Source organism: Actinokineospora sp., from assembly GCF_050699995.1.
GTDB lineage: Bacteria > Actinomycetota > Actinomycetes > Mycobacteriales > Pseudonocardiaceae > Actinokineospora.
The window spans coordinates 1-20,444 of record NZ_JBOHGC010000393.1; the positions used below are offsets into that span (position 1 = coordinate 1).

23 protein-coding genes are annotated in these 20,444 nt (G+C 69.5%); 12 read left to right on the forward strand and 11 right to left on the reverse strand.

What is annotated here, in order from left to right; translation table 11 throughout:
• Positions 1 to 368: 368 nt before the first annotated feature.
• From ACRDSQ_RS19485 to ACRDSQ_RS19505, 5 genes are all read right to left on the reverse strand, one after another.
• Positions 369 to 2,741, reverse strand: coding sequence for a Tex family protein (locus ACRDSQ_RS19485; protein ID WP_431423019.1), 2,373 nt, complete (start codon positions 2,739 to 2,741; stop codon positions 369 to 371).
• 214 nt (positions 2,742 to 2,955) lie between these two features.
• A complete protein-coding gene (locus ACRDSQ_RS19490) occupies positions 2,956 to 3,159 on the reverse strand; it encodes a cold-shock protein (protein WP_431423020.1) in 204 nt (67 codons plus the stop codon).
• 163 nt (positions 3,160 to 3,322) lie between these two features.
• Entirely contained in the window at positions 3,323 to 3,766 is a 444-nt protein-coding gene (locus tag ACRDSQ_RS19495; RefSeq protein ID WP_431423021.1) for a nuclear transport factor 2 family protein, read from the reverse strand.
• The gene (locus tag ACRDSQ_RS19500) at positions 3,763 to 4,644 is read right to left on the reverse strand and encodes a TIGR03619 family F420-dependent LLM class oxidoreductase (RefSeq protein ID WP_431423022.1); all 882 of its coding nucleotides are present in this window, start codon (positions 4,642 to 4,644) and stop codon (positions 3,763 to 3,765) included. Before ACRDSQ_RS19500 ends, ACRDSQ_RS19495 begins: the two co-directional genes overlap by 4 nt.
• Before the next feature lie 40 nt (positions 4,645 to 4,684).
• Positions 4,685 to 5,263 carry a TetR/AcrR family transcriptional regulator gene (locus ACRDSQ_RS19505; protein WP_431423023.1) on the reverse strand — a complete coding sequence of 193 codons (579 nt, stop codon included), beginning with the start codon at positions 5,261 to 5,263 and terminating at the stop codon, positions 4,685 to 4,687.
• A 62-nt stretch (positions 5,264 to 5,325) separates the two neighbouring features.
• Between ACRDSQ_RS19505 and ACRDSQ_RS19510 the strand changes: the two genes are divergently transcribed.
• Both ACRDSQ_RS19510 and ACRDSQ_RS19515 read left to right on the forward strand, forming a co-directional pair.
• Positions 5,326 to 6,447: an FAD-dependent monooxygenase gene (locus ACRDSQ_RS19510; protein ID WP_431423024.1), complete on the forward strand. Its 1,122-nt coding sequence runs from the start codon at positions 5,326 to 5,328 to the stop codon at positions 6,445 to 6,447.
• A gap of 91 nt (positions 6,448 to 6,538) precedes the next feature.
• Entirely contained in the window at positions 6,539 to 7,183 is a 645-nt protein-coding gene (locus ACRDSQ_RS19515; protein ID WP_091383189.1) for a M50 family metallopeptidase, read from the forward strand.
• On the opposite strand, the gene ACRDSQ_RS19520 is transcribed toward ACRDSQ_RS19515, so the two are convergent.
• A complete protein-coding gene (locus ACRDSQ_RS19520; RefSeq protein ID WP_431423025.1) occupies positions 7,184 to 7,939 on the reverse strand; it encodes a class I SAM-dependent methyltransferase in 756 nt (251 codons plus the stop codon).
• A gap of 140 nt (positions 7,940 to 8,079) precedes the next feature.
• Here ACRDSQ_RS19520 and ACRDSQ_RS19525 point away from each other — a divergent pair, with 140 nt between their 5' ends.
• The 7 genes from ACRDSQ_RS19525 to ACRDSQ_RS19555 all read left to right on the forward strand — a co-directional run bounded on the left by ACRDSQ_RS19525 (position 8,080) and on the right by ACRDSQ_RS19555 (position 14,354).
• Positions 8,080 to 8,334: a helix-turn-helix domain-containing protein gene (locus tag ACRDSQ_RS19525; protein ID WP_431423027.1), complete on the forward strand. Its 255-nt coding sequence runs from the start codon at positions 8,080 to 8,082 to the stop codon at positions 8,332 to 8,334.
• An 18-nt stretch (positions 8,335 to 8,352) separates the two neighbouring features.
• Positions 8,353 to 8,682, forward strand: coding sequence for a transposase (locus ACRDSQ_RS19530; protein ID WP_431423029.1), 330 nt, complete (start codon positions 8,353 to 8,355; stop codon positions 8,680 to 8,682).
• Positions 8,679 to 8,984 carry a zinc ribbon domain-containing protein gene (locus tag ACRDSQ_RS19535; RefSeq protein WP_431423031.1) on the forward strand — a complete coding sequence of 102 codons (306 nt, stop codon included), beginning with the start codon at positions 8,679 to 8,681 and terminating at the stop codon, positions 8,982 to 8,984. Before ACRDSQ_RS19530 ends, ACRDSQ_RS19535 begins: the two co-directional genes overlap by 4 nt.
• Before the next feature lie 126 nt (positions 8,985 to 9,110).
• Positions 9,111 to 10,358: an aldehyde dehydrogenase family protein gene (locus tag ACRDSQ_RS19540; protein ID WP_431423032.1), complete on the forward strand. Its 1,248-nt coding sequence runs from the start codon at positions 9,111 to 9,113 to the stop codon at positions 10,356 to 10,358.
• Positions 10,359 to 10,507: 149 nt separating this feature from the next.
• Positions 10,508 to 12,283, forward strand: coding sequence for an aa3-type cytochrome oxidase subunit I (gene ctaD / locus ACRDSQ_RS19545; RefSeq protein ID WP_431423034.1), 1,776 nt, complete (start codon positions 10,508 to 10,510; stop codon positions 12,281 to 12,283).
• 89 nt (positions 12,284 to 12,372) lie between these two features.
• Positions 12,373 to 13,596 (forward strand): phosphoserine phosphatase SerB, encoded by a 1,224-nt coding sequence (gene serB, locus ACRDSQ_RS19550; protein WP_431423035.1) that lies wholly within the window; start codon positions 12,373 to 12,375, stop codon positions 13,594 to 13,596.
• On the forward strand, positions 13,593 to 14,354 hold the full coding sequence (locus tag ACRDSQ_RS19555; RefSeq protein ID WP_431423036.1) for a peptidyl-tRNA hydrolase: 762 nt from the start codon (positions 13,593 to 13,595) through the stop codon (positions 14,352 to 14,354). Before serB ends, ACRDSQ_RS19555 begins: the two co-directional genes overlap by 4 nt.
• Here the strand turns inward: ACRDSQ_RS19555 and ACRDSQ_RS19560 are convergent.
• A complete protein-coding gene (locus tag ACRDSQ_RS19560) occupies positions 14,351 to 14,593 on the reverse strand; it encodes a hypothetical protein (RefSeq protein WP_431423037.1) in 243 nt (80 codons plus the stop codon). The genes ACRDSQ_RS19555 and ACRDSQ_RS19560 overlap by 4 nt on opposite strands.
• Positions 14,594 to 14,610: 17 nt before the next feature.
• Between ACRDSQ_RS19560 and ACRDSQ_RS19565 the strand changes: the two genes are divergently transcribed.
• Positions 14,611 to 14,748, forward strand: coding sequence for a hypothetical protein (locus ACRDSQ_RS19565; protein ID WP_431423038.1), 138 nt, complete (start codon positions 14,611 to 14,613; stop codon positions 14,746 to 14,748).
• Positions 14,749 to 14,750: 2 nt separating this feature from the next.
• Here ACRDSQ_RS19565 and ACRDSQ_RS19570 read toward each other — a convergent pair whose 3' ends face one another.
• The 4 genes from ACRDSQ_RS19570 to xrtP all read right to left on the reverse strand — a co-directional run bounded on the left by ACRDSQ_RS19570 (position 14,751) and on the right by xrtP (position 19,179).
• Complete coding sequence (locus ACRDSQ_RS19570; RefSeq protein ID WP_431423039.1) at positions 14,751 to 15,074, reverse strand: hypothetical protein; 324 nt, start codon at positions 15,072 to 15,074, stop codon at positions 14,751 to 14,753.
• 28 nt (positions 15,075 to 15,102) lie between these two features.
• Complete coding sequence (locus tag ACRDSQ_RS19575) at positions 15,103 to 17,169, reverse strand: ATP-dependent DNA helicase (RefSeq protein ID WP_431423040.1); 2,067 nt, start codon at positions 17,167 to 17,169, stop codon at positions 15,103 to 15,105.
• 82 nt (positions 17,170 to 17,251) lie between these two features.
• Positions 17,252 to 18,580 carry a glycosyltransferase gene (locus ACRDSQ_RS19580; RefSeq protein ID WP_431423075.1) on the reverse strand — a complete coding sequence of 443 codons (1,329 nt, stop codon included), beginning with the start codon at positions 18,578 to 18,580 and terminating at the stop codon, positions 17,252 to 17,254.
• Between the two features lie 44 nt (positions 18,581 to 18,624).
• Positions 18,625 to 19,179, reverse strand: a complete 555-nt coding sequence (gene xrtP, locus ACRDSQ_RS19585; protein WP_431423041.1) for an exosortase P — start codon at positions 19,177 to 19,179, stop codon at positions 18,625 to 18,627.
• 300 nt (positions 19,180 to 19,479) lie between these two features.
• Here xrtP and ACRDSQ_RS19590 point away from each other — a divergent pair, with 300 nt between their 5' ends.
• Together ACRDSQ_RS19590 and ACRDSQ_RS19595 are read left to right on the forward strand one after the other, a co-directional pair.
• The gene (locus ACRDSQ_RS19590; protein ID WP_431423042.1) at positions 19,480 to 20,232 is read left to right on the forward strand and encodes a choice-of-anchor P family protein; all 753 of its coding nucleotides are present in this window, start codon (positions 19,480 to 19,482) and stop codon (positions 20,230 to 20,232) included.
• 17 nt (positions 20,233 to 20,249) lie between these two features.
• Positions 20,250 to 20,417 carry an LPXTG cell wall anchor domain-containing protein gene (locus ACRDSQ_RS19595; RefSeq protein ID WP_431423043.1) on the forward strand — a complete coding sequence of 56 codons (168 nt, stop codon included), beginning with the start codon at positions 20,250 to 20,252 and terminating at the stop codon, positions 20,415 to 20,417.
• Positions 20,418 to 20,444 lie beyond the last annotated feature (27 nt).

Consider the following 20,444-nt stretch of genomic DNA (forward strand, 5'->3'; position numbering starts at 1 on the left):
ATCCTGAACTGGGCCATCATCGCCGGCGACGAGTGTTCGAGGAAGTGCCGGCGGCACGGCGACCGTGTCCTTCGGGCCGCGCCGCCGCCGACCTCAGCCGCAGCGAACGGATGCTTCCCGGAGATCGGCTACGACTCGTCGGCCAAGGGCTTCGACGGCCGGTCGTGTGAGGTGAACGTGGTGATCGGCGTGGAGCCAGCGAGCCGGGCGCGCCGACTTTGCCGGGCGAGAGCTGGGCCGAGCCGTGCCGTGCCATGCCGAGCCGTGCCCGGCCGAGCCGGCCCGGCTGGGCGGGCCGAGTCGTGCGTTGGTGATGGGCTGGGTCGGCTGGTCCCGTGCTGACCGGCTGCACCGGGACCGAGGTGGGGTCAGCCCTTGAAACCTGCCCGACGCAAGGCGTCGGCCATGGAGCCGGCGGCGGCGTTGTCTGTGCGGGTGTTGTCGCGGCGGGAGTTGTTGTCGGCGCGGGGTTGTTGCTGTTGGCGGCCGCCGCCGCGGGTGTTGTCTCGGCGGTTGCCTTGTTGGGTTGGTTGGCCGGGGGTGGGGAGTTCGTCGTCGAGGCGGAGGGTGAGGGAGATGCGTTTGCGGGGGATGTCGACCTCTAGGACCTTGACCTTGACGACGTCGCCCGACTTGACGACGTCTCGGGGGTCCTTGACGAACGTCTTCGACAGCGCCGACACGTGGACCAAGCCGTCCTGGTGGACGCCGATGTCGACGAAAGCGCCGAAGGCGGCGACGTTGGTGACGACACCTTCGAGGGTCATACCCGGCTTCAGGTCGCCCAGTTTCTCCACGCCGTCGGCGAAGGTGGCGGTCTTGAACGCGGGGCGAGGGTCTCGGCCCGGTTTTTCCAGTTCCGCCAGGATGTCAGTGACGGTGGGCAGACCAAACGTCTCGGTGACGAACTGCTCCGGCCGCAGCGACCGCAGGGCGGTGGTGCTGCCGATCAGGGCGGACAGGTCGCCGCCCGTGGTCGACAGGATCTGGCGGACCACCGGGTACGCCTCGGGGTGGACGCTGGAGGCGTCGAGGGGGTCGTCGCCCGCGGGGATGCGCAGGAAGCCCGCGCACTGCTCGAACGCCTTGGCGCCCAGACGCGGCACGTCCTTGAGTCCCTTGCGGGAACGGAAGGGACCGTGGACGTCGCGGTGGGCGACGATGTTCTCCGCCAGCCCGGCGCCGATGCCCGAGACCCTGGTGAGCAGCGGGGCGGAGGCGGTGTTGACATCGACGCCGACGCCGTTCACGCAGTCCTCGACGACCGCGTCGAGGGACCGGGACAGCTTCACCTCGGACAGGTCGTGCTGGTACTGGCCGACACCGATGGACTTGGGGTCGATCTTCACCAGCTCGGCGAGCGGGTCCTGCAGGCGCCGGGCGATGGACACGGCGCCGCGGATGGACACGTCGAGGTCGGGGAGTTCGGAGGAGGCGTACGCCGACGCCGAGTACACCGACGCGCCCGCTTCCGAGACCATGACCTTGGTCAGTTTCAGGTCCGGGAACTTGGCGATCAGTGCGGCGGCGAGCTTGTCGGTCTCCCGTGACGCCGTGCCGTTGCCGATGGCGACCAGTTCCACCTTGTGCCGCGCGGCGAGCTTGCCGAGCACGGCGAGCGCCTCGTCCCAACGCTGCTGCGGGACGTGCGGGTAGATCGTCTCGGTGGCCACGACCTTGCCCGTCGCGTCGACCACGGCGACCTTGACGCCGGTGCGGAAGCCCGGGTCGAGACCCATGGTGGCCCGGGTGCCCGCGGGGGCGGCCAGGAGCAGGTCGCGCAGGTTGGTCGCGAACACCCGCACGGCCTCGTCCTCGGCCGCCTGCCGCAGCCTGCCGCGCAGGTCGATGCCGAGGTGGACCAGGATCCGGGTGCGCCAAGCCCAGCGGACGGTGTCCGACAGCCACTTGTCGCCCGGTCGGCCCTGGTCGGAGATGCCGAACCGCTGGGCGATGCGGACCTCGTATTCGGTGCGGGGCACTGGGAGCACGGTCGGGTCGACCTCGGGGGAGGCCTCCATGGCCAGTTCGAGGACTTCCTCCTTCTCGCCGCGGAACATTGCCAGGATGCGGTGCGACGGAAGCTTGCCGAACGGCTCGGAGAAGTCGAAGTAGTCGGCGAACTTCGCCCCGTCGGTCTCCTTGCCCTCGCGGACCTTCGAGACCAGGGCGCCGCGGGTCCACATGCGTTCGCGCAGCTCGCCGATCAGGTCCGGGTCCTCGGCGAACCGCTCGACCAGGATCGCCCGGGCGCCGTCGAGCGCCGCCTTCACGTCGGCCACGGCCTTGTCGGCGTCGACGTACCCGCCCGCGACGGTCTCCGGGACCTGCGACGGGTCGTTGATCAGGGTGTCGGCAAGCGGTTCGAGCCCGGCCTCACGCGCGATGGCGGCCTTGGTGCGCCGCTTCGGCTTGAACGGCAGGTAGATGTCCTCGAGGCGGGCCTTCGAGTCGGCGCCCATGATCCGCGCGGTGAGCGCGTCGTCGAGTTTGCCCTGCTCGCGGATGGAGTCGAGCACTGCGGTGCGGCGTTCTTCCAGCTCACGCAGGTAGCGCAGGCGCTCGTCGAGGGTGCGCAGTTGCGCGTCGTCGAGCGTGCCGGTGACCTCTTTGCGGTATCGCGCGATGAACGGCACCGTGGCGCCGCCGTCGAGCAGCTCGACCGCCGCGGCGACCTGTCGCTCGCGCACACCGAGTTCCTCGGCGATGCGCTGATGGATCCCCAGAGCCTGCTCGCTCATGCACTCCTGCTTCCTGGTCTCGGTTCCGACGGCCATTCTGTCGGAAACCCGGGCACCGTGGGGTGCAGGGGCACGCGCCTGTGGACAACTTGGCCGCAAAGTCCTCTGTGGACGGAAAAGTGGACCCGAAATAGGAAGGGCCCCGCTCCGGCACGAGCGGGGCCCAACCGTTTTAGGTCTCAGACGCGGCGTGAGCCGCGGGAGGAGACGGGTGTCAGACGACGGTCACACCGGTGGCCTGGGGGCCCTTGGCGCCCTGGCCGACCTCGTAGTGCACCTTCTGGTTCTCTTCCAGGCTGCGGAATCCGCTCGACTGGATCTCCGAGTAGTGCACGAACACGTCGGAGGTTCCGTCGTCGGGGGCGATGAAGCCGAAGCCCTTTTCGGCGTTGAACCACTTGACGGTGCCCTGGGCCATGCGTTTCTCCTAGCGTTCTTCACTGTGACCGCTATTGCGGACACCTGTCATCCTGCGGCCGACGCGGTCGCCACCGATGAACACGTCGGCGATGCGATCAACCACGGTCAGTCAACCACAAGCGAAGCGTCCCAGCGAGCATGTTCACCTTCCGGTGAAACCCTCAACGTCGCTCCTGTCGGATCGTCGCCATCGCGCGTTCCAGTTCCCAGAACGCGCGCATCGACCGGATCAACCCGTCATCGCCGACGCGGTAGACGAACACGCCGTCGGTATCGATCCGCATGCCACCGGGCAGAAACGCCGTGATGGTGCCGATGTTGGCCACCTCGTCGCCCGCGGCGAACGAGTCGGCGATCCGGAACTCGAATCGCTCCACGGCCGCGATCGCCTTGTCCCAGAACGCGGAGATGCCGTCATGACCGTGGTGGCCGAGCCCGTCGGGGTCGAAAGGCGACTTTCCGACAGGATCCTCGACGACACCGTCCGCGGCGAACAGTTCGAGCCATCCCGCTTTGTCCTTGCGGCTGACGGCGCCCATCGATGCCAGCGCGGCCGTTCGCGCGGGGTGCTCGACGGTTGTCGCCTCCCAGATAACAGCGGTCACTGGTCCTCCCGGAACCGGTCGATGACGTCCTCGGCGAAGCGCCGGATGCCGTCCTGTTTGGCTTGCAGTGGCGCGTCGAACCCGGCGCCGTAGAACATCCACGGCACGGTGACCGCGTCGGTCACGCCGATCTCGGCCTGCGCGCGGTACCCGTCGAGGCCGAACCGGTCGACGCAGACCGCCTGGACCTCGAACGGTTCCTCGGCGCGCCCATACTCTTCGCGTAGCCGACGGAGGGTCTGGACCGTCTCGCGCAGTTCCTCGAACCGCATCATCGCCGAGGTCCAGCCGTCGCCGAGGCGGGCCGCGCGACGCAGGCCCGCTGGGGAGTGTCCGCCCACGTAGATGGGCACGGGCGCGGCGGGCGCGGGGCTCATCCGCAGCTTCCCGAACTGGTAGAACCGGCCCGGGTACTCGACCATTCCGCCCCCGAGGACCAGCCGCAGGATCTCTATCGCCTCGTCGGCGCGCGCGCCGCGGTCGGAGAACGGCGCCCCACACCATTCGGACTCCTCCGGTGACCAGCCGAGTCCCACGCCGAGGCCGAAGCGGTCGCCGGTCAGCACGGCGACGCTGCCGACCTGCCGGGCGAGCAGCAGCGGGTTCCGCGGCCCCAGTTTCAGCACCTGCGGATAGAACCTGATCCTGTTGGTCACCGCGCCCATCGCGGCGGCCGCCACGAAGGGGTCCGGCCAGGGGGTGTCGGCGTCCCAGAAGCGGCTTCCGTCATCGGTGTAGGGGTACTTCGCGGCCACCGACTCGGCGTAGAAAAGTGAGTCCGGCAAGGCGATCGAGCTGAACCCGCAGTCTTCGGCTGTCCGTGCGAGCTCGGTGAGCTGCTCCAGCGGGCTCATTGCCACGCTCATCGTGAACTTCATTCCCCGCACCCTTCGTCCGGTGCGAAAAATGTAACGTGTTCTAGCTTTGGAAGCCAGGGATGGCCTGATCGAGGAGTTCGACGATCGACTTGCGCACCCCGGCCCGGTCGAACTCCCGCCCGCCCGCGCCCGCGACCGTGTCGAAGATCAGCCCATCGGCGTACGCGACCATGTCCCGGCCCTGACGCTCCGGATCGGACGCGCCCGCCTCGGCCAGCATCGCGACCGCGAGATCGCGGTATCTCTTGCCCGCGGCGAGCAGTACGGCGCGCAGTTCGGGGCGGCGGGTGGCCTCCAGGGACAGCTCGTAGCGGGCGATCGCCCAGTCGCGTCCGGCGGTGACGGCGAACTCGACCATGCCGGTCAGCAGATCCGGCAGATCCGCCAACCGAGGCTTGGTCGATATCGGCGCGACCATCTCGTCGTCGAGGGTCGACAGACGCTGCACGGTCGCTTCCAGCAGCGCCTGACGGGTGCGGAAGTAGTACGAGCAGGAGCCCTCCGGCAGCCCCGCCCGCCGGTCCACCGCGCGATGGGTGAGGCCGCGCATCCCCTCGGCCGCGAGCGTGGCGATGGCGGCGTCGGCGATGGCGTCGCGGCGCTGTGGCGCAGTCGTCATGGACCCTCCTCTCTACAAGTGTAGAGTGGCTCTACGGATGTAGAGGGGGAAGGGGTTTCGGCATGCGGACAGCGGCGATCATCGGCGGCGGCATCGCGGGCCTGGCCACCGCGGTAGGCCTGACCCAGCGCGGCTGGCGGGTGCAGGTCTTCGAACAGGCGGCGGCCTTCGAGACGGTCGGTGCGGGGATCTCGATCTGGGGAAACGCCCTGCGTGCGCTCGACGCGATCGGGCTGGGCGACGAGGTCAGGGCGGTGGGCGCCCGCCCAGGCATCGGCGGGTTCCGCGACGGTCGCGGCGACTGGATCATGCGCGGCTCCGGCGACCCCGACGAGGTCCTCGTCCTGCACCGCGCCGACCTGCTCAAGATCCTGCTCGCCGCCGTACCCGCGGAGTGTCTGCACGTCGGCGCGCGACTCGACCCGGCGGTGTTCGACCAGACCGAGGTCGACCGCATGCTGGGCGCGGTCGATCTCCTGATCGGCGCGGACGGCGCCCGCAGCGGCGTGCGCCAGGCGTTCTGGCCGGACGCCAAGCCGCTGCGCTACACCGGCAACACCACGTGGCGCCTGACCCTGCCCGCCGAGGGCATCGCGCCGTTCGACGGCTGCGAGACCTGGCGCGACGGCCGCGTTTTGGGTGTCTTCCCCATGGGTGAAGACCAGATCTACTGCTACGCGGGCGCGCGGGCGGCCGAAGGTGTCCGAACCGACGAATTGACCGAGCTCCGCTGGCTGTTCGGCGCCTGGCCCGACCCCATCCCGCAGATCCTCGCCGCGGCCGATCCCGCCGCCGTCCTGCGCCACGACGTCTACACGCTGCCGCCGCTGCGCACCTTCGTCCGCGACAAGGTCGCCCTGGTCGGCGACGCGGCGCACGCCATGGCGCCCTACCTCGGTCAAGGCGGCTGCCAGGCGATCGAGGACGCCGTCAGCCTGGCCATCCTCGCCTCCGGCCCGGACCTGGCTCTCGCGCTCCAGGAGTACGACCGGACGCGCAGGCCACGCGCCCAGCGCATCGCCGAACGCTCCCTGGCGACGGCTCGGATGGCGCAGCTGTCCGCACCGCCGCTGGTGGCCATCCGCAACCAAGCGCTGCGGCTGATGCCCGCGTCGCTGATGCGGCGCGGCCTGGCCCGGATGCTGCACTGGCCGCTGCCCGCGGAACCGGCCACTTCGAGCTGAGTCAGCGGCTTGCGGGAAGATCGGGGGTGTGCAGTCCTCTCCTGATCTCTGGCAGCAGGTCTTCGGCGACCAGTGGCGTCCGCCCGCGACGATGATCCTCGTGACCGCGGGCGTCGCCATCGCGGTCGTGTTGACCAACGTGCTCTGGCGGCCCGCGCGCAACGTGATCACCATCGTCCACGAGGCCGGACACGCCCTGGTGGCCGTGCTCGCGGGCAGGCGGCTCGCCGGAATCCGCCTGCACTCCGACACCTCGGGCGTGACAGTGTCGCGCGGGCGGCCACACGGCCCGGGGATGGTGTGCACCGCGCTCGCGGGCTACGTCGCGCCGTCGCTGCTCGGACTCGGCTTCGCCGCCCTCTTGGGCGCGGATCGCGTATCCGCGCTGCTGGTTACCTGCGCCGTGCTGCTGTTCGCGGTGCTGGTCATGATCCGCAATGTTTATGGAGTGCTGTCCGTGGTGACCACGGGCGCGATCCTGTTCGGCGTCTCCTGGTTCGCCACCGACGAGATCCAGGCCGCATTCGCCTACCTCATCACCTGGTTCCTGCTGCTCGGCGGTGTCCGCCCGATCATGGAACTGCAGAGCAAGCGCAGGCGCGGGCAGGCCAGGGACTCCGACGCGGACCAACTGGCCCGGCTGACCGGCGCCCCCGGGTTCTTCTGGGTCGGCTCCTTCGCCTTGATCAACCTCGGCGCGCTGTTCGTCGCCGCGGGCTGGCTACTGATCCCCTGATCAGGTCGCGGTCGCCCCGACGAACTGGGTGGCGCCCGCGAAGCGGACCTCGATGTCGGTGAACCCGCGCTCGGTGAGCAGGTCGCGCACCTCGTCGCGGGCGAACATGCGCTGCCCGGAGGCCCAGCCCATCGCGGTCTGCACGGTTCGCGCGGGCTCCCACGACTCACGCGCCGAGGTCAGCAGCGCGAGCCGACCACCCGGTTTGAGCACGCGCGCGAAGGACGTGAGGGCCACCGTGGGCTCGGCGAACATGTGCAGCGCGGCGAAGCAGCACACCGCGTCGACCACGCTCTCACGCAGCGGCGGCCGCACCGCGTCCGCCCGCAGGTACACCACCGGGCTGCCCGCCGCGGTCGCGGCGACCGCCCGCTCCAACATGGGCGCGGACGCGTCCAGCCCGACGGCCAGCCCGCTTGGACCGACCTCGGCGCCGAATCGCCGGGTGAACCCGCCGGTCCCGCAGGCCACGTCGAGCGCCACACCTCCGGGCTCAAGCCGCAGCAGCCGCACCGCGATGTCGTGCTCCTCGGCCATGCTCGGGCCACTCGGACCCTTGATCACCCGGCCGAGCGCGGGCCGCCACCAGCGCTCGTAGACCATGGGCACCAGGTTGGTGCGCATCAGCCGCTGCACCAGCCCGGTGGGCGGCCCGGCCTGCACCTCGTCGCCGAGCAGGTTCAGATAGCCCGCGGCGAAGTCGGGATCGGCGGGCGGCTCGGCCAGCAGGTCGAGCAGCTTGGCGTGCGTGGTCACCAGGACATCCCGAGGATCTTTCGCGGTTCCCGCCAGGAGGGAATCGCACGCGGAACGGGAATCCCATTGGCTTGCCCCGGCTTGGTGGGTTTCAACGGTGTCTCCGTGTTCTGTCGGTGGTGGTCGTTAGGTTGATCGGCATGTCCCGATTCCGTCTCCAGCCGACACCAGCCCAGGAGCGGGTGTTGTTGGAGCACTGCGGGCATGCCCGGTTCGTATGGAACCTTGCCGTGGAGCAACACGCCCACTGGAAGCCAGGACGCAGGGCCGCGCCCGGGTTCGCCGAGCAGTGCCGTCAGTTGACGCGGGCGCGGTCGGCGAACCCCTGGCTGGCTGGGTGCCCAAGGTGGGCTGGGTGCGATTCCGCTGGTCGCGTGCGGTCGCCGACGGTGTGAAGTCGTACCGGATCACCCGTGACCGGGCGGGTCGCCGGCACCTGGCGTTCGCCCGTGGTGCCCGATCCGATCGCCGCTCCCGGCATGGGTGCGGTGGTAGGTGTGGACCGGGGTGTCGTGGTGTCGGCTGCCCTGTCCACCGTGGAACTGCTGTGCGTGCCCCCGTTGCGGGGAACTGAGAAGGCCCGGTTGCCGCGGTTGCAGCGCAAGCTTGCCCGGGCAAAGCGCGGTTCCAAACGGCGCGGCAAGGTCAAGACAGCGATCGCGAAGCTCAAGGCCCGTGAACGTGATCGGCGTAAGGACTGGGTGAGAAGATCAGCACCCGCCTGGCCCGAGAGTTCGACGTGATCGCCGTCGAAGACCTCAAGATCGTCAACATGACCCGGTCGGCGAAGGGCACCCGCGACGCGCCCGGCCGGGGTGTGCGGCAGAAGGCGGGTCTGAACCGGGGAATCCTGGCCGGCGGGTGGGGGCTGTTGGTGACCCGGTTGGAGGACAAGGCTCCGGGGCGGGTGGTGAAGGTCGATCCGCGGTTCACGAGTCAGCGTTGTTCGGCGTGTGGGGTCGTGGATCGGGGGGCGCGCGAGAGCCAAGCCGTGTTCGATTCGCGGCAGGGCATGCCGTGGCTGCACGGGGAGGCCAGATGTTAGGCGGGCCTGCGAACCGTGAACCTCAACGCGACGTCCTGCTGGTGGGGTAGTCGCTGTTGGAATCCCCCCTGCAACAGATAAGGGCAGGATGTCAAACTTTGAATCCGGCCAACGAAGGGAATCACCGTGAGCGAGCAGACCCCCGAAGCCATCGGCGAGATCGTGGCCAGGTGCGCGTCGAAGGCGAAGCTCGCCGCGCCGGACCTGGCAGGCGCCTCCGACGAAGCGGTCGACGCGGCGATCGGCGAGATGGCCGCCCGGCTGTCCTCGGCGCGGGCCAAGATCCTCGCCGCGAACGCAGAGGACGTCGCCGCCGCCGAGGCGTCGGGGATGAGCGGCGGTCTCCTCGACCGGCTGCGCATCACCGAGGAACGCCTGGAGGACATGGCCGAGCAGCTGCGGCTCCTTGCCTCGGTGCCGCATCCCGCGCGCGAGACCCCCGTGCGCGAACTGGACGGCGGCCTGCGGCTGATCGAGCTGCGCAGGCCCGTGGGCGTCATCGGCGCCAACTACGAGGCCCGCCCCAACGTCACCGTCGACGTCGCGTCGCAGCTGGTGAAGTCCCGCAACGCAGGCGTCCTGCGCACCGGTTCGGCCGCGTTGCGCTCGGCCTCGGCGCTGCTCAAGGAGGTCATCGCACCGGGTCTGTCCGACGCGAACATCGACCCCGACGTGATCCAGCTGGTGCCCACCGCCGACCGCGCCGCCGCGGGCGCGCTGGTCGAGCTGCCGCACCTGATCCCGCTGGTCATCGTGCGCGGCAGCGGCGAGACCACGCGCGAACTCGACCGCCGCGCCGCAGCCCACGGGGTGCGCACCCTGGCCCACGCCGACGGCGGCGGCGTCCTCTACTACGACGCCAAGGCCGACCCCGCGTTCGCCGAGGACCTCATCACCCGCAGCCTCGACCGCCTGGGCGTGTGCAACCGCCTCAACCTGCTCCTGGTCCACCGCGCCGTCTACGACGCGGCACTGCCCGGCATCCAAACCGCACTCGACAAGGCGGGCGTCACGCCCTCGCTGCCCCCGCACGACCACGCCATCGGCTACGAGTGGGCCCTGGACTCCGACCGCGAGGCCACCGTCACCATCGCCCCGGTCGACGACCTGCGACACGCGCTCCGCGTCGCCAACGAGGAGACCTCCGGCCTGGCCGCGGGCATCGTCACCACGGACAAGAAGGCCGCCGCCGAGTTCATGGCGGGCTACGCCGGCACCGGGGTGTTCTGGAACGCGCCGACCCGGCTGCTCGACGGTTTCAAGCTGCGCGGGGTCCCCGAGACCGGGATCAACCTCGACCGGGTCCCCGGTCCGCGCGGCCCGGTCACCTTCACCGACCTCGTGCTGCGCCAGTTCGCCGTCGTCCCGGCCTGAGTCACCGCCTGTGACGTGGCGAGTACCACGTCACAGGGGCCCAACCCAGGCGCGCCACGCCCTCAGCTGAGGGCTAGGATTCCTCCCGAGCAACCGCCGCCAAGGCGAACTCACCCATGTTCACACCTCGAGGCACGCAGGAGGCAGGAGTGACTGCAGTAGCCCCGCAGCCGATCGCGACGCGGCCGTATCCGGCCCGCGAGACGCTCAAGGGTTCGTACCTGCTGCGGTTGTTCAGCACGACGGACCACAAGCAAATCGGCATCATGTACCTAGTCACGTCGTTCGCCTTCTTCATGGTGGGCGGGGCGATGGCGATGCTGATCCGCAGTGAGCTCGCCATTCCTGGACAGCAGTTCCTGTCGCAGGAGCAGTACAACCAGCTCTTCACCATGCACGGCACGATCATGCTGCTGCTGTACGCGACGCCGATCCTCTTCGGTTTCGCGAACTTCGTTCTTCCGCTGCAGATCGGCTCGCCGGACGTGGCGTTCCCGAGGCTCAACGCCTTCTCGTACTGGCTGTACCTCTTCGGCGGCCTGATCGTGATGGCGGGCTTCCTGACCCCGGGTGGCGCGGCCGACTTCGGCTGGTTCGCCTACACCCCGCTGTCGGACAAGATCCACTCGCCCGGCGTCGGCGCGGACCTGTGGATCACCGGCCTGGTCGTCGCCGGTCTTGGCACGATCCTCGGCGCGGTCAACATGCTGACCACCGTGGTCTGCCTGCGCGCGCCCGGCATGACGATGTTCCGGATGCCCATCTTCGTGTGGAACATCCTGATCACCACCATCCTGGTGCTGCTCGCCTTCCCGATCCTCACCGCGGCCCTGCTGGGCCTGCTCGCCGACCGCCAGCTCGGGGCGCACGTGTTCGACCCGGCCAACGGCGGCGTGATCCTCTGGCAGCACCTGTTCTGGTTCTTCGGACACCCCGAGGTCTACATCGTCGCCCTGCCGTTCTTCGGCATCGTGTCGGAGATCTTCCCGGTCTTCAGCCGCAAGCCGCTGTTCGGCTACCGCACCCTCATCTACGCGACCCTGGGTATCGGGGCGCTGTCGATGACGGTGTGGGCGCACCACATGTACGCGACCGGCGCCGTGCTGCTGCCGTTCTTCTCGTTCATGACGTTCCTCATCGCGGTCCCGACCGGTGTGAAGTTCTTCAACTGGATCGGCACGATGTGGAAGGGGCAACTCACCTTCGAGACCCCGATGCTGTTCAGCGTCGGCTTCCTGGTGACGTTCCTCTTCGGCGGCCTCACGGGCGTGCTCCTCGCGGCGCCCGCGATCGACTTCCACGTGTCCGACACGTACTTCGTCGTCGCCCACTTCCACTACGTGCTCTACGGCACGATCGTGTTCGCGACCTTCGCGGGTATCTACTTCTGGTTTCCGAAGATCACCGGCCGGTACATGGACGAGCCGCTGGGCAAGCTGCACTTCTGGCTGACGTTCCTCGGCTTCCACGGCACCTTCCTCGTCCAACACTGGCTGGGCAACGAGGGCATGCCGCGCCGCTACGCCGACTACCTGGCCAGTGACGGCTTCACCACGCTGAACATGATCTCCACGCTCGGCGCCTACGTCCTGGGCGCGTCGACGCTGCCGTTCATCTGGAACGTCTTCAAGAGCTACCGCTTCGGTGAGATCACCACCGCGGACGACCCGTGGGGCTACGGCAACTCCCTGGAGTGGGCCACCAGCTCCCCACCGCCGCGGCACAACTTCACCGAGCTGCCCCGGATCCGCTCCGAGCGGCCCGCCTTCGACCTGCACTACCCGCACATGCTGGAGCGCATCGAAGCCGAGCGGAACATCGGCCACGACAAGAACGGGCACGCCATCCCGGCGCCGTCCCAGGAGCTTGCCGCGGCGATGAACCCGCCCGAGATCGACAAGGAAGACCCACTCAAGCCCAACTGACCCGCGGGTAACATGGGGTTTCCCGCCGCGGCAACGGCGCCGCCGAAACGTCTCACCGTCCGCCCGCGCGCGGAGTTACGAGGATCGTGGTGGCCAGCCCCAATATCCCTGTTCTCATCACGGTGACCGGCCCGGACAAGCCGGGTGTCTCCTCGGTCCTGTTCGCCGTCCTGACCAGGCATGGCGTGGAGATCATCGACGTCGAGCAGGTGGTCATCCGCGGCCAGCTCGTGCTCGGTGTCCTGGTCGACACGACGCGCGACCCCGAGGGGCTCCAAGAGGCCGTCGAGCAGGCCATGGCGACGGTGTCTGTGCGGGTCGAGGTCGAGGTCGGCGCCGACCCGGCCTCGGGTGCCCGTCAGGGTTCGTCGCACGTGCTTGTGGTCCTGGGCAGGCCGGTGACCGCGCGCGCGTTCACCGAGGTCGCCCGCCGGTTGGCCGCTCTCGGCGTGAACATCGACGCCATCCGCCGGGTCGCCGACTACCCGGTCACCGGCCTTGAACTGCACGTTTCCGTCGCGCAGGACACCCCGGAGGCCGACGCGCGGCTGCGTGAGGCGCTCGCGGACGTCTCGGTCCGGGTGGGCCTGGACATCGCCGTCGAGCGTGACCAGCTGGCCCGGCGGGCGAAGCGGCTCATCGTGTTCGATGTGGACTCGACGCTCATCCAGGGCGAGGTCATCGAGATGCTCGCCGCGAAGGCGGGCGCCGAGGAGCAGGTCCGCGAGGTCACCGAGGCGGCCATGCGCGGCGAACTCGACTTCAGCGAGTCGCTGCACCACCGGGTGAGCCACCTCAAGGGGCTGCCGGTGTCGGTCCTCGACGACGTCGCCAAGAACTTGGAGCTGACGCCGGGCGCGCGCACGACAATCCGCACGCTCAAACGTCTCGGCTTCCGCTGCGGTGTGGTGTCGGGCGGGTTCAGCGCGGTCATCGACCGGCTGGTGGACGACCTGGACCTCGACTTCGCCGCCGCCAACGAACTGGAGGTCGTCGACGGCCTGCTCACCGGGCGGGTGATCGGCGAGGTTGTCGACCGCCAGGGCAAGGCTGTGGCCCTGCGCCGGTTCGCGGAGTCCTTCGGGGTGCCGCTGGCCCAGTGCGTCGCGGTCGGTGACGGCGCCAACGACATCGACATGCTCGCCACCGCCGGGCTGGGGATCGCCTTCAACGCGAAGCCCGCGCTGCGCGAGATCGCCGACACCGCACTGTCCCACCCCTACCTCGACGTCGTGCTCTTCGTGCTCGGCGTCACCCGCGCCGAGGTCGAGGCAGCCGACCTCGCCGACGGTCTGGACCTCGAACGCCTGTGAGCATCCTCGACCCGCTCGCCGCCCGGTACGCCTCGTGGCTGGGGCTGCCCGCCGCGGCCACCCGCGACACCGCCGACGAAGACCCGGAGCACGTGCGGGCGATGCCGGTCATCCTGCGGATCGAACGGGACGCGCCCGCCCGGACCCCGCTGCTGGAAGCGGCGGCCGCGGCCGCGGTGGCGGTGTGCCTGGATCCCCAGGCCGCGCAGGACGGGCCATGGCACGACGACGTCGACGCCTGGGTCCGCGGCCGAATCCGCAAGGTGTCACGGCGGGCGAGGGGAGCGCAGTGGGAGGCGGTGCAGGCGCTTCCTGGGGTGACCATCGATGTCGACGGCGCCCAGGCCCGGGCGTTGGTGCCGGGGTTGGTGGCCGAGGTGCCTCGGGAGGTGGCGAAGCTGCAGATCTCGGGCAGCGATCTGCCGCCCGATTCGCCTGGGCCCGCTGCGGCAGGCGTGCCGGTGTTGTGGTGCAACCCTTCGGTGCCGATGACGGCAGGGAAGGCGGCGGCCCAGGTCGGGCACGCGACGATGCTGCTGGCGGCGCTGCTGGAACCTTCCTCTTTGGAAGGCTGGCGGGCCAAGGAGTTTCGGTGTGCGGTGCGGACGCCGTCGAAAGAGGCGTGGGAGGCGTTGCACCCGGGGGATTCGCCTGACCATGCGTGGAAAGACCGGGGAGTGTTGGCTGTCCGGGATGCTGGGTTCACTGAGGTGGCTCCGGGGACTGTGACCATCCTGGCGCAGTGGATGGATCGCTAGTCGCGCCCGCCTGTGAGGATGGCGCACGCGACTATCCCTGCCGTGAGGAGCAGGAGCCAGGCTGCGATCTGCCATGGGATGGTTGTCCGGCGGTGTCGGACCGCGATGCCGCCGCCGATGGCTATCAGCAGCACTCCGGTCGCCGCCGCCGTCGGCAACAGGAGCACCATGGTTTGGTTGCTCGGGTCGCAGATCGGCATGTCGTCCTGGGAGCGGCAGCCGTCGGAAGCCATCAGCATCATCCCGAGGATCGGCAATGCTCGGGTCCTGTCCGTTCCACCCCTTCCCCTTCGAGTTAGGCGCGCTCGTGGCGGCCGCCGACCGCGCGGGCGGCGAGGAGGCGTTGGTCCACCGGATGCTGTGGGACCCGGAGTTCGACCTGCCGCGCGCCTGAGGTCAGCGTTGCCAGACGACGAACAGACCGTCCTCTGTGGTCGTCATGGCCTCGATGAACGCGTCGTTGTCGAAGCCCGGCATGGACTGCAGGCGGCTCATCAGGTCGTCCGCGGCCGGGTCGCCCGCCGGGACGGCGCAGCCTCCGCCGCCCGCGCGCATCAGCAGGAAGAAGACGTCCTCTTTCCACGGTCCTTCCGGGGTGGTCCGGATCGCGACCTCGGCCAGTTCGGCCCAGGACACGGCCTCTTCGGTGCCGTCGGCGAGGTGCCTGCGCACGCCGTCGCCGTCGACGGTGATTCCTGCATCGCCGGGATTGCCTGACACGCGACCTCCGAAAGTGGAAAAGGGAATTCTAGTTCGCCGCGTCGTCGAGTCTGCGCAGCGCGGCCCGGACGACCTCGGCATCGGTCGTGGGCCAGAACGGGGGGAGGGACGCACGCAGGAAACCGCCGTAGCGCGCGGTGGCGAGGCGTGGGTCGAGGATCGCGACGACGCCGCGGTCGTCCATGGAGCGCAGGAGCCTGCCCGCGCCCTGCGCGAGGAGCAGCGCCGCGTGGGTGGCGGCGACCGACAGGAAACCGTTGCCGCCGCGGGCCTCCACGGCGCGCTGGCGGGCCGAGGCGAGCGGGTCGTCCGGACGCGGGAACGGGATGCGGTCCATGACCACAAGCGACAGCGAGGGCCCGGGCACGTCGACGCCCTGCCACAGCGACAGTGTCCCGAACAGACACGTCTGCGGGTTCTCGGCGAACTTCTTGACCAGCAGCGACGTCGAATCGTCGCCCTGGCACAGGATCTCGACGTCGGTCCGCTCCCGCAGCTCCGCGGCGGCGTTCTTGGCCGCGCGCATCGACGAGAACAGCCCCAGGGTGCGCCCGCCCGCGGCTTCCACCAGCGACTTCAGCTCCGCCAGGTACGCCTCGGGCAGCCCGTCGCGGCCGGGCGGGGGAAGGTGGCGGGCGGTGTAGAGGATGCCGCTCTTCGCGTGGTCGAACGGCGAGCCGACGTCGATCCCGGTCCAGCGGATCGAGTCCGGGGCGACCTCTTTTTCGGACGCCATGCCGTCGACCTTCTCGCCCGCACTCTGGCCGGGCAGGCCCCACTGCCGGGCGAGCGCGTCGAAGCTGCCGCCCAGGGTGAGCGTCGCCGAGGTCAGGATCGTCGTGTTCTCGCCGAACAGCTTCTCCCGCAACAGCCCGGCCACACCGAGCGGCGCCACCTTCAGCGTGGGCGGGCGTGGGGTGTTCGAGCCATAGTCCCCGGTGATCCAGACGACGTCGCGACGGTGCGCGTCGTCGGTGTCGAAGGCCTCCAGGACGCGCACGGCGTTGTCGTGGACCTCTTCGAGCAGCGACATCGCCAGCTTGCGGGCGGCGACCACGTCCGCGTCGGCGCCCCGCTCGGGGCCGAGCGAGGAAACGCAGTGGTGGGCGGCGTCGCGGATCGCGGTGATGGTGACCCGCAGCGGCTCCGGGATGGTGTCGAGGCGGCCGGTGGGCACGTCTTCGAGCAGCATGGCCAAGCCGTCGCCGCACTCGTTGAGGCGGTCGGCCCTGTCCTCCTCGACCAGCCTCCCGACCCGGCGCGAAGCGATGGAGACCATGGCGGCGGACAGCTCGCCGGTGGCCACGGAGGTGACCCGGTCGACCAGGTCGTGGGCCTCGTCGACGATCACCACGTCGTGCTCGGGCAGCACCTGGTATCCCTGCAGGGCGTCGATGGCGAGCAGCGCGTGGTTGGTGACCACGATGTCGGCCCGACCGGCCTCCGCGCGGGCCTTCTCGGCGAAGCAGTCGGTTCCCATCGGACACTTCGACGCGCCAAGACACTCCCGCGCCGACACCGACACCTGCCGCCAGGCCTGCTCGGACACACCGGGGACCAGCTCGTCGCGGTCGCCGGTCTCGGTGTCGCTGACCCATTCCCGCAGGCGGGTGACCTCACGGCCCAGCCGGGAGATGGCGAACGGGTCGAACAGCGCCTGGTCCTCAGGCTCGTCCTGCGGCCCGCCGTCGAGGCGGTGCAGGCACAGGTAGTTGCGCCTGCCCTTGAGGATGGCGAACGTGGGTGTGCGCTTGAGGGGTTTGGCCAGCGCTTTCGCCAGCCGGGGCAGGTCGCGGTCGACGAGCTGGCGCTGCAGGGCGATGGTGGCCGTGGAGATGACCACGGTGCTGCCGTTGGCCACGGCGTGCCGCACTGCGGGAACGAGGTAGGCCAGGGACTTGCCGGTGCCGGTCCCGGCCTGAACGGCCAGGTGATCACCGGTGCGAATGGACGCGTCGACGGCCTCGGCCATCTCCACCTGCCCCGGTCGCTCGGCGCCGCCTACCGCGGTGACCGCGGTGGCGAGCAGCTCACGCAACGAGGGGAGGGTGTCCGGCACAGCGAAGACGGTACCGGGGTGTACTGACAAGGCCATGTCACCCCCGACGCGTCCAGGTGGACGGGTGCCTGTTTGGGTGGTTCGCCTTGCGTTCAGGACGGCTCTTCAGTGCTCCGCGCTAGTGGTCCAGCGCAACCACCGAGGTGCGCGTCTCGGTGTTGCGCCTGGTCTTGGTCCAGCCGTTGTGGCCGCGGATCATCCGGATCAGGGCGCGCCATGACGTGATGTAGAACGTGTAGATGTAGAGCGCGTAGCCGAAACCCCAGGCGACACCGCGTAGGAAGCTCTTGTCCGGTTCGCACTTCTTGCGGTAGATCGGGCCCCAGATCAAGAACGGCATCAGCCCGAACGACCCGTACGTCGCGAACAGCAGCCACGCGCCGCCGGAGAACCACTCCCATACCGCCACCGGGTTCTCCGCCGCGCGGAAGCCCAGGAGGATGAACGGGATCGGGTAGATCAGGGTGCCCAGCAGCTGCATCCACGGCTGCGCCAGGTAATAGAGCATCTCCGCGGCGCCGAGGGTGGACAGGTGGCGGGAGTCCCAGATGCGCCGGACGTACCGCGAGCACTGCATGGTGCCCTGGCCCCACCGGGTTCGCTGGGTCAGGAACCGGCGCATGCTGTACAGCGCTTCCTGGTCGACGTGGGTGTCGACGGTGAAGCCGGTGTGCCAGCCCGCGGTGAGCAGGTGCACGCCGAGTTCGAAGTCCTCCAGCAGCGCCCCGCGCCACGGGCCCGCGCCCTCGACGATGCTGTCCAACGCGGACAGTCGGGTGAACTGGCCGTTGCCGCCCATGGAGATCGTGCCGGTGTGGCCGCGGGAGAGCTGGATCGCGGCGATCGCGCTGCGGAACTCCAAGTCCTGCATGCGAACCAGCGCCGAGCCGAACCGCTTGGCGAGGAATCCGCCCTCGGCGGGCGCCGTGCCGCGGTTGCTCATCCGGACGTCGACCTGCACAGCGCCGACCCGGCCGTCGCCGAAGAGGTGGCGCGCCGAACAGACTTCAAGGCAGTTCGCCGCGGGCCTGCCGTCGGCGTCGACCACGACGATGATCGCCCGGTCGGTGTCGGCGTGCTTGCCCATCCAGTGCTTGAGCGCCCGGTAGGCGGCGTTGAGCGCGTCGCCCTTGCCCGTCCTGGCCAGCGGTCGCCTGCGCTGCGCCAGGTGCAGGTGCTTGTCGCCGCTGCCGCCGTGCTTGGGTCCGCGCAGGGAGGTGACCACGGCGGCCGTGTCGTCCTCGGAGTCGTCGTCGATGACCCAGACGTGCGCGTGCGGGAACGTGGTACGCAGGTAGACGATCGTGTCGGCGATGACGGGCTCCTCGTCGCGGCAGGGCACGAAGAAGTGCCACTCCAGCCGCGCGGGATCGCCTGTGGGAAGCGGTTTGTGCCGCATGTACGGCACGACGATCAGGCACACGTAGGTCACGAACGCGACGCTCATGGTCAGCGCGAGCGCCTGCGTCAGGCCCAGCAGGAGCGAGAGGTTCACCGCTCCGCCTTCGGTTTGCGGGTGGCGAGCCAGACGAACATGACCAGGGCGGCCGCGCCGCCGATGATGCTCACCATCGAGCCGAGCAGGGTGTGGCCCCAGTAGTAGCCGCGGTCGGTGCCGAGCCAGTCGATCAGGCCGACGAGGGTCAGGATCCGCAGCTGGTTCACCAGGATCACCGCGACCGTCGCCAGCGCGAGCGCCCCGAGGACGCGACCGGCGATTCTCGGCCGCAGCGCGATCATCACCGCCCCGACGACAAGCAGCGGCAAGACAAGGAATGCCGACGTGCATTCCGGGCTCATTTGCAGCCCGAAGGCGTGATCCGTGCCGAGTCCGAAATAGAGCGATTGCCGCTGCGGCGCCAGATATACCCCGGAGGAGGTGATGAAGCTCAGAATGCCGCTCGCCAGCGCCATTTCCCCGGTCCGGTAGGCGCGGTTCATCACGATCAGCGCCACCACTATGGCGCCGAGCGCGCCGATCAGGAGTCGGGACCCCACAGTGGTTCTAGGCGTGGTCGGAACCGGCAGAGACCCTGCGAACGCCACCCGTCACTCCTGTCGTCTCGTGCGTCGAGCTCCGGACCCGTCATGTGACTATCGGAGGCTTCGCGGACAAACTGCATCGCTGGATCGGGTGATATTTCAACCCGATCGAACACTGCCGCAACGAGCTCGTCGGAGATCGGGTGCGCAAATCCGGCAATGTCACCTGATCGGGTAGTCATCTGTTTCGGTTGTCGAAATTGAACCGTTATCTCCGATACGAAGGCGCAAGCTCAATCGCTCCCCGGACTTCGGCCATCGGCCCGAGCGACGAGCATGCGCCCCAACGAATCGGAGGATTTGATGCACAAGCACATGGTGCGCCGTGGCGGTGTGGTGGGCCTGCTGGCCGCTGCCGCGCTGCTCGCAGGCGCACTGCCGGCATCGGCCGCCCCCGGCGACGGTTCGGCCTACGTCGCCTACGTGAACCTCACGCAGCTCGGTTCCCCCGCGGCCGTTGTCGGTCCGCTCGCGCCCTCGAACACCGAAGGCCCGACCGACGCCCAACTGGCGAACATCTCGGTGCCGGGTGTCGTCTTCGCGGGCCTGGTGACCAGCCAGTCCGTCCGCGATGACGCGACCGGGGCGGTTCACGCCGAGGCGAATCTCGCCAACGTCAGCCTGGCGCTCGCGAACCTGGGCGCCATCGGCGCGATCAACGTCGACTGCGACGCCACCCAGTCGGGCACGTCCGGCACGACCTCGCTGGTGAACGTGAATCTCGCCGGTGCCGCGGTCCCGGTGAACCCGGCGCCGAACATGGTGATCGCGGTTCCGCCGGGCCCGATCCCGCCGTCGCTGGTCTCGATCACGTTCAACGAGCAGATCCCGAACCCGGATGGCAGCCTGACCGTCAACGGTGTGCACATCACGCTCAACGCCCTGCTCGGCACCGGTGACGTCATCCTCGGCCACACGCAGTGCGGTCCGGCGGCGCCGCCGATCCCGATGGCGTCCGGCGCCGGCCTGTGGATCGGCCTCGGCCTGCTGGGCGCGGCCGCGATCCCGGTCGGCTTCAGCGTGATCCGCAAGCGGCGCACGCTGGTCACCGGATAGCGGCGGGAGGTCCGAGCGTGTACCGAGCTCCAGGCGGAGGTGCCGTCATCGGCGGCGGCACGGGACTCGCGGTGACCGGCGCCGACATCGGCTGGTGGGTGGCGCTGGGCATCGCACTGCTCATCACCGGCGCGCTGCTGCTGCACTCGCACCGACGCCGATCCATCGCGGCGAAGAACGAGTAGTCCACTGAGGACCCCGGGCGAGAAATC

Coding starts and splice junctions, on each gene's coding strand:
- ACRDSQ_RS19485 (WP_431423019.1), bottom strand. CDS start 2,741: ATGAGCGAGCAGGCTCTGGGGATCCATCAGCGCATCGCCGAGGAACTC.
- ACRDSQ_RS19490 (WP_431423020.1), bottom strand. CDS start 3,159: ATGGCCCAGGGCACCGTCAAGTGGTTCAACGCCGAAAAGGGCTTCGGC.
- ACRDSQ_RS19500 (WP_431423022.1), bottom strand. CDS start 4,644: ATGAAGTTCACGATGAGCGTGGCAATGAGCCCGCTGGAGCAGCTCACC.
- ACRDSQ_RS19505 (WP_431423023.1), bottom strand. CDS start 5,263: ATGACGACTGCGCCACAGCGCCGCGACGCCATCGCCGACGCCGCCATC.
- ACRDSQ_RS19510 (WP_431423024.1), top strand. CDS start 5,326: ATGCGGACAGCGGCGATCATCGGCGGCGGCATCGCGGGCCTGGCCACC.
- ACRDSQ_RS19515 (WP_091383189.1), top strand. CDS start 6,539: ATGATCCTCGTGACCGCGGGCGTCGCCATCGCGGTCGTGTTGACCAAC.
- ACRDSQ_RS19525 (WP_431423027.1), top strand. CDS start 8,080: ATGTCCCGATTCCGTCTCCAGCCGACACCAGCCCAGGAGCGGGTGTTG.
- ACRDSQ_RS19560 (WP_431423037.1), bottom strand. CDS start 14,593: ATGCTGATGGCTTCCGACGGCTGCCGCTCCCAGGACGACATGCCGATC.
- ACRDSQ_RS19565 (WP_431423038.1), top strand. CDS start 14,611: ATGCTCGGGTCCTGTCCGTTCCACCCCTTCCCCTTCGAGTTAGGCGCG.
- ACRDSQ_RS19575 (WP_431423040.1), bottom strand. CDS start 17,169: ATGGCCTTGTCAGTACACCCCGGTACCGTCTTCGCTGTGCCGGACACC.
- ACRDSQ_RS19580 (WP_431423075.1), bottom strand. CDS start 18,580: ATGAGCGTCGCGTTCGTGACCTACGTGTGCCTGATCGTCGTGCCGTAC.
- ACRDSQ_RS19590 (WP_431423042.1), top strand. CDS start 19,480: ATGCACAAGCACATGGTGCGCCGTGGCGGTGTGGTGGGCCTGCTGGCC.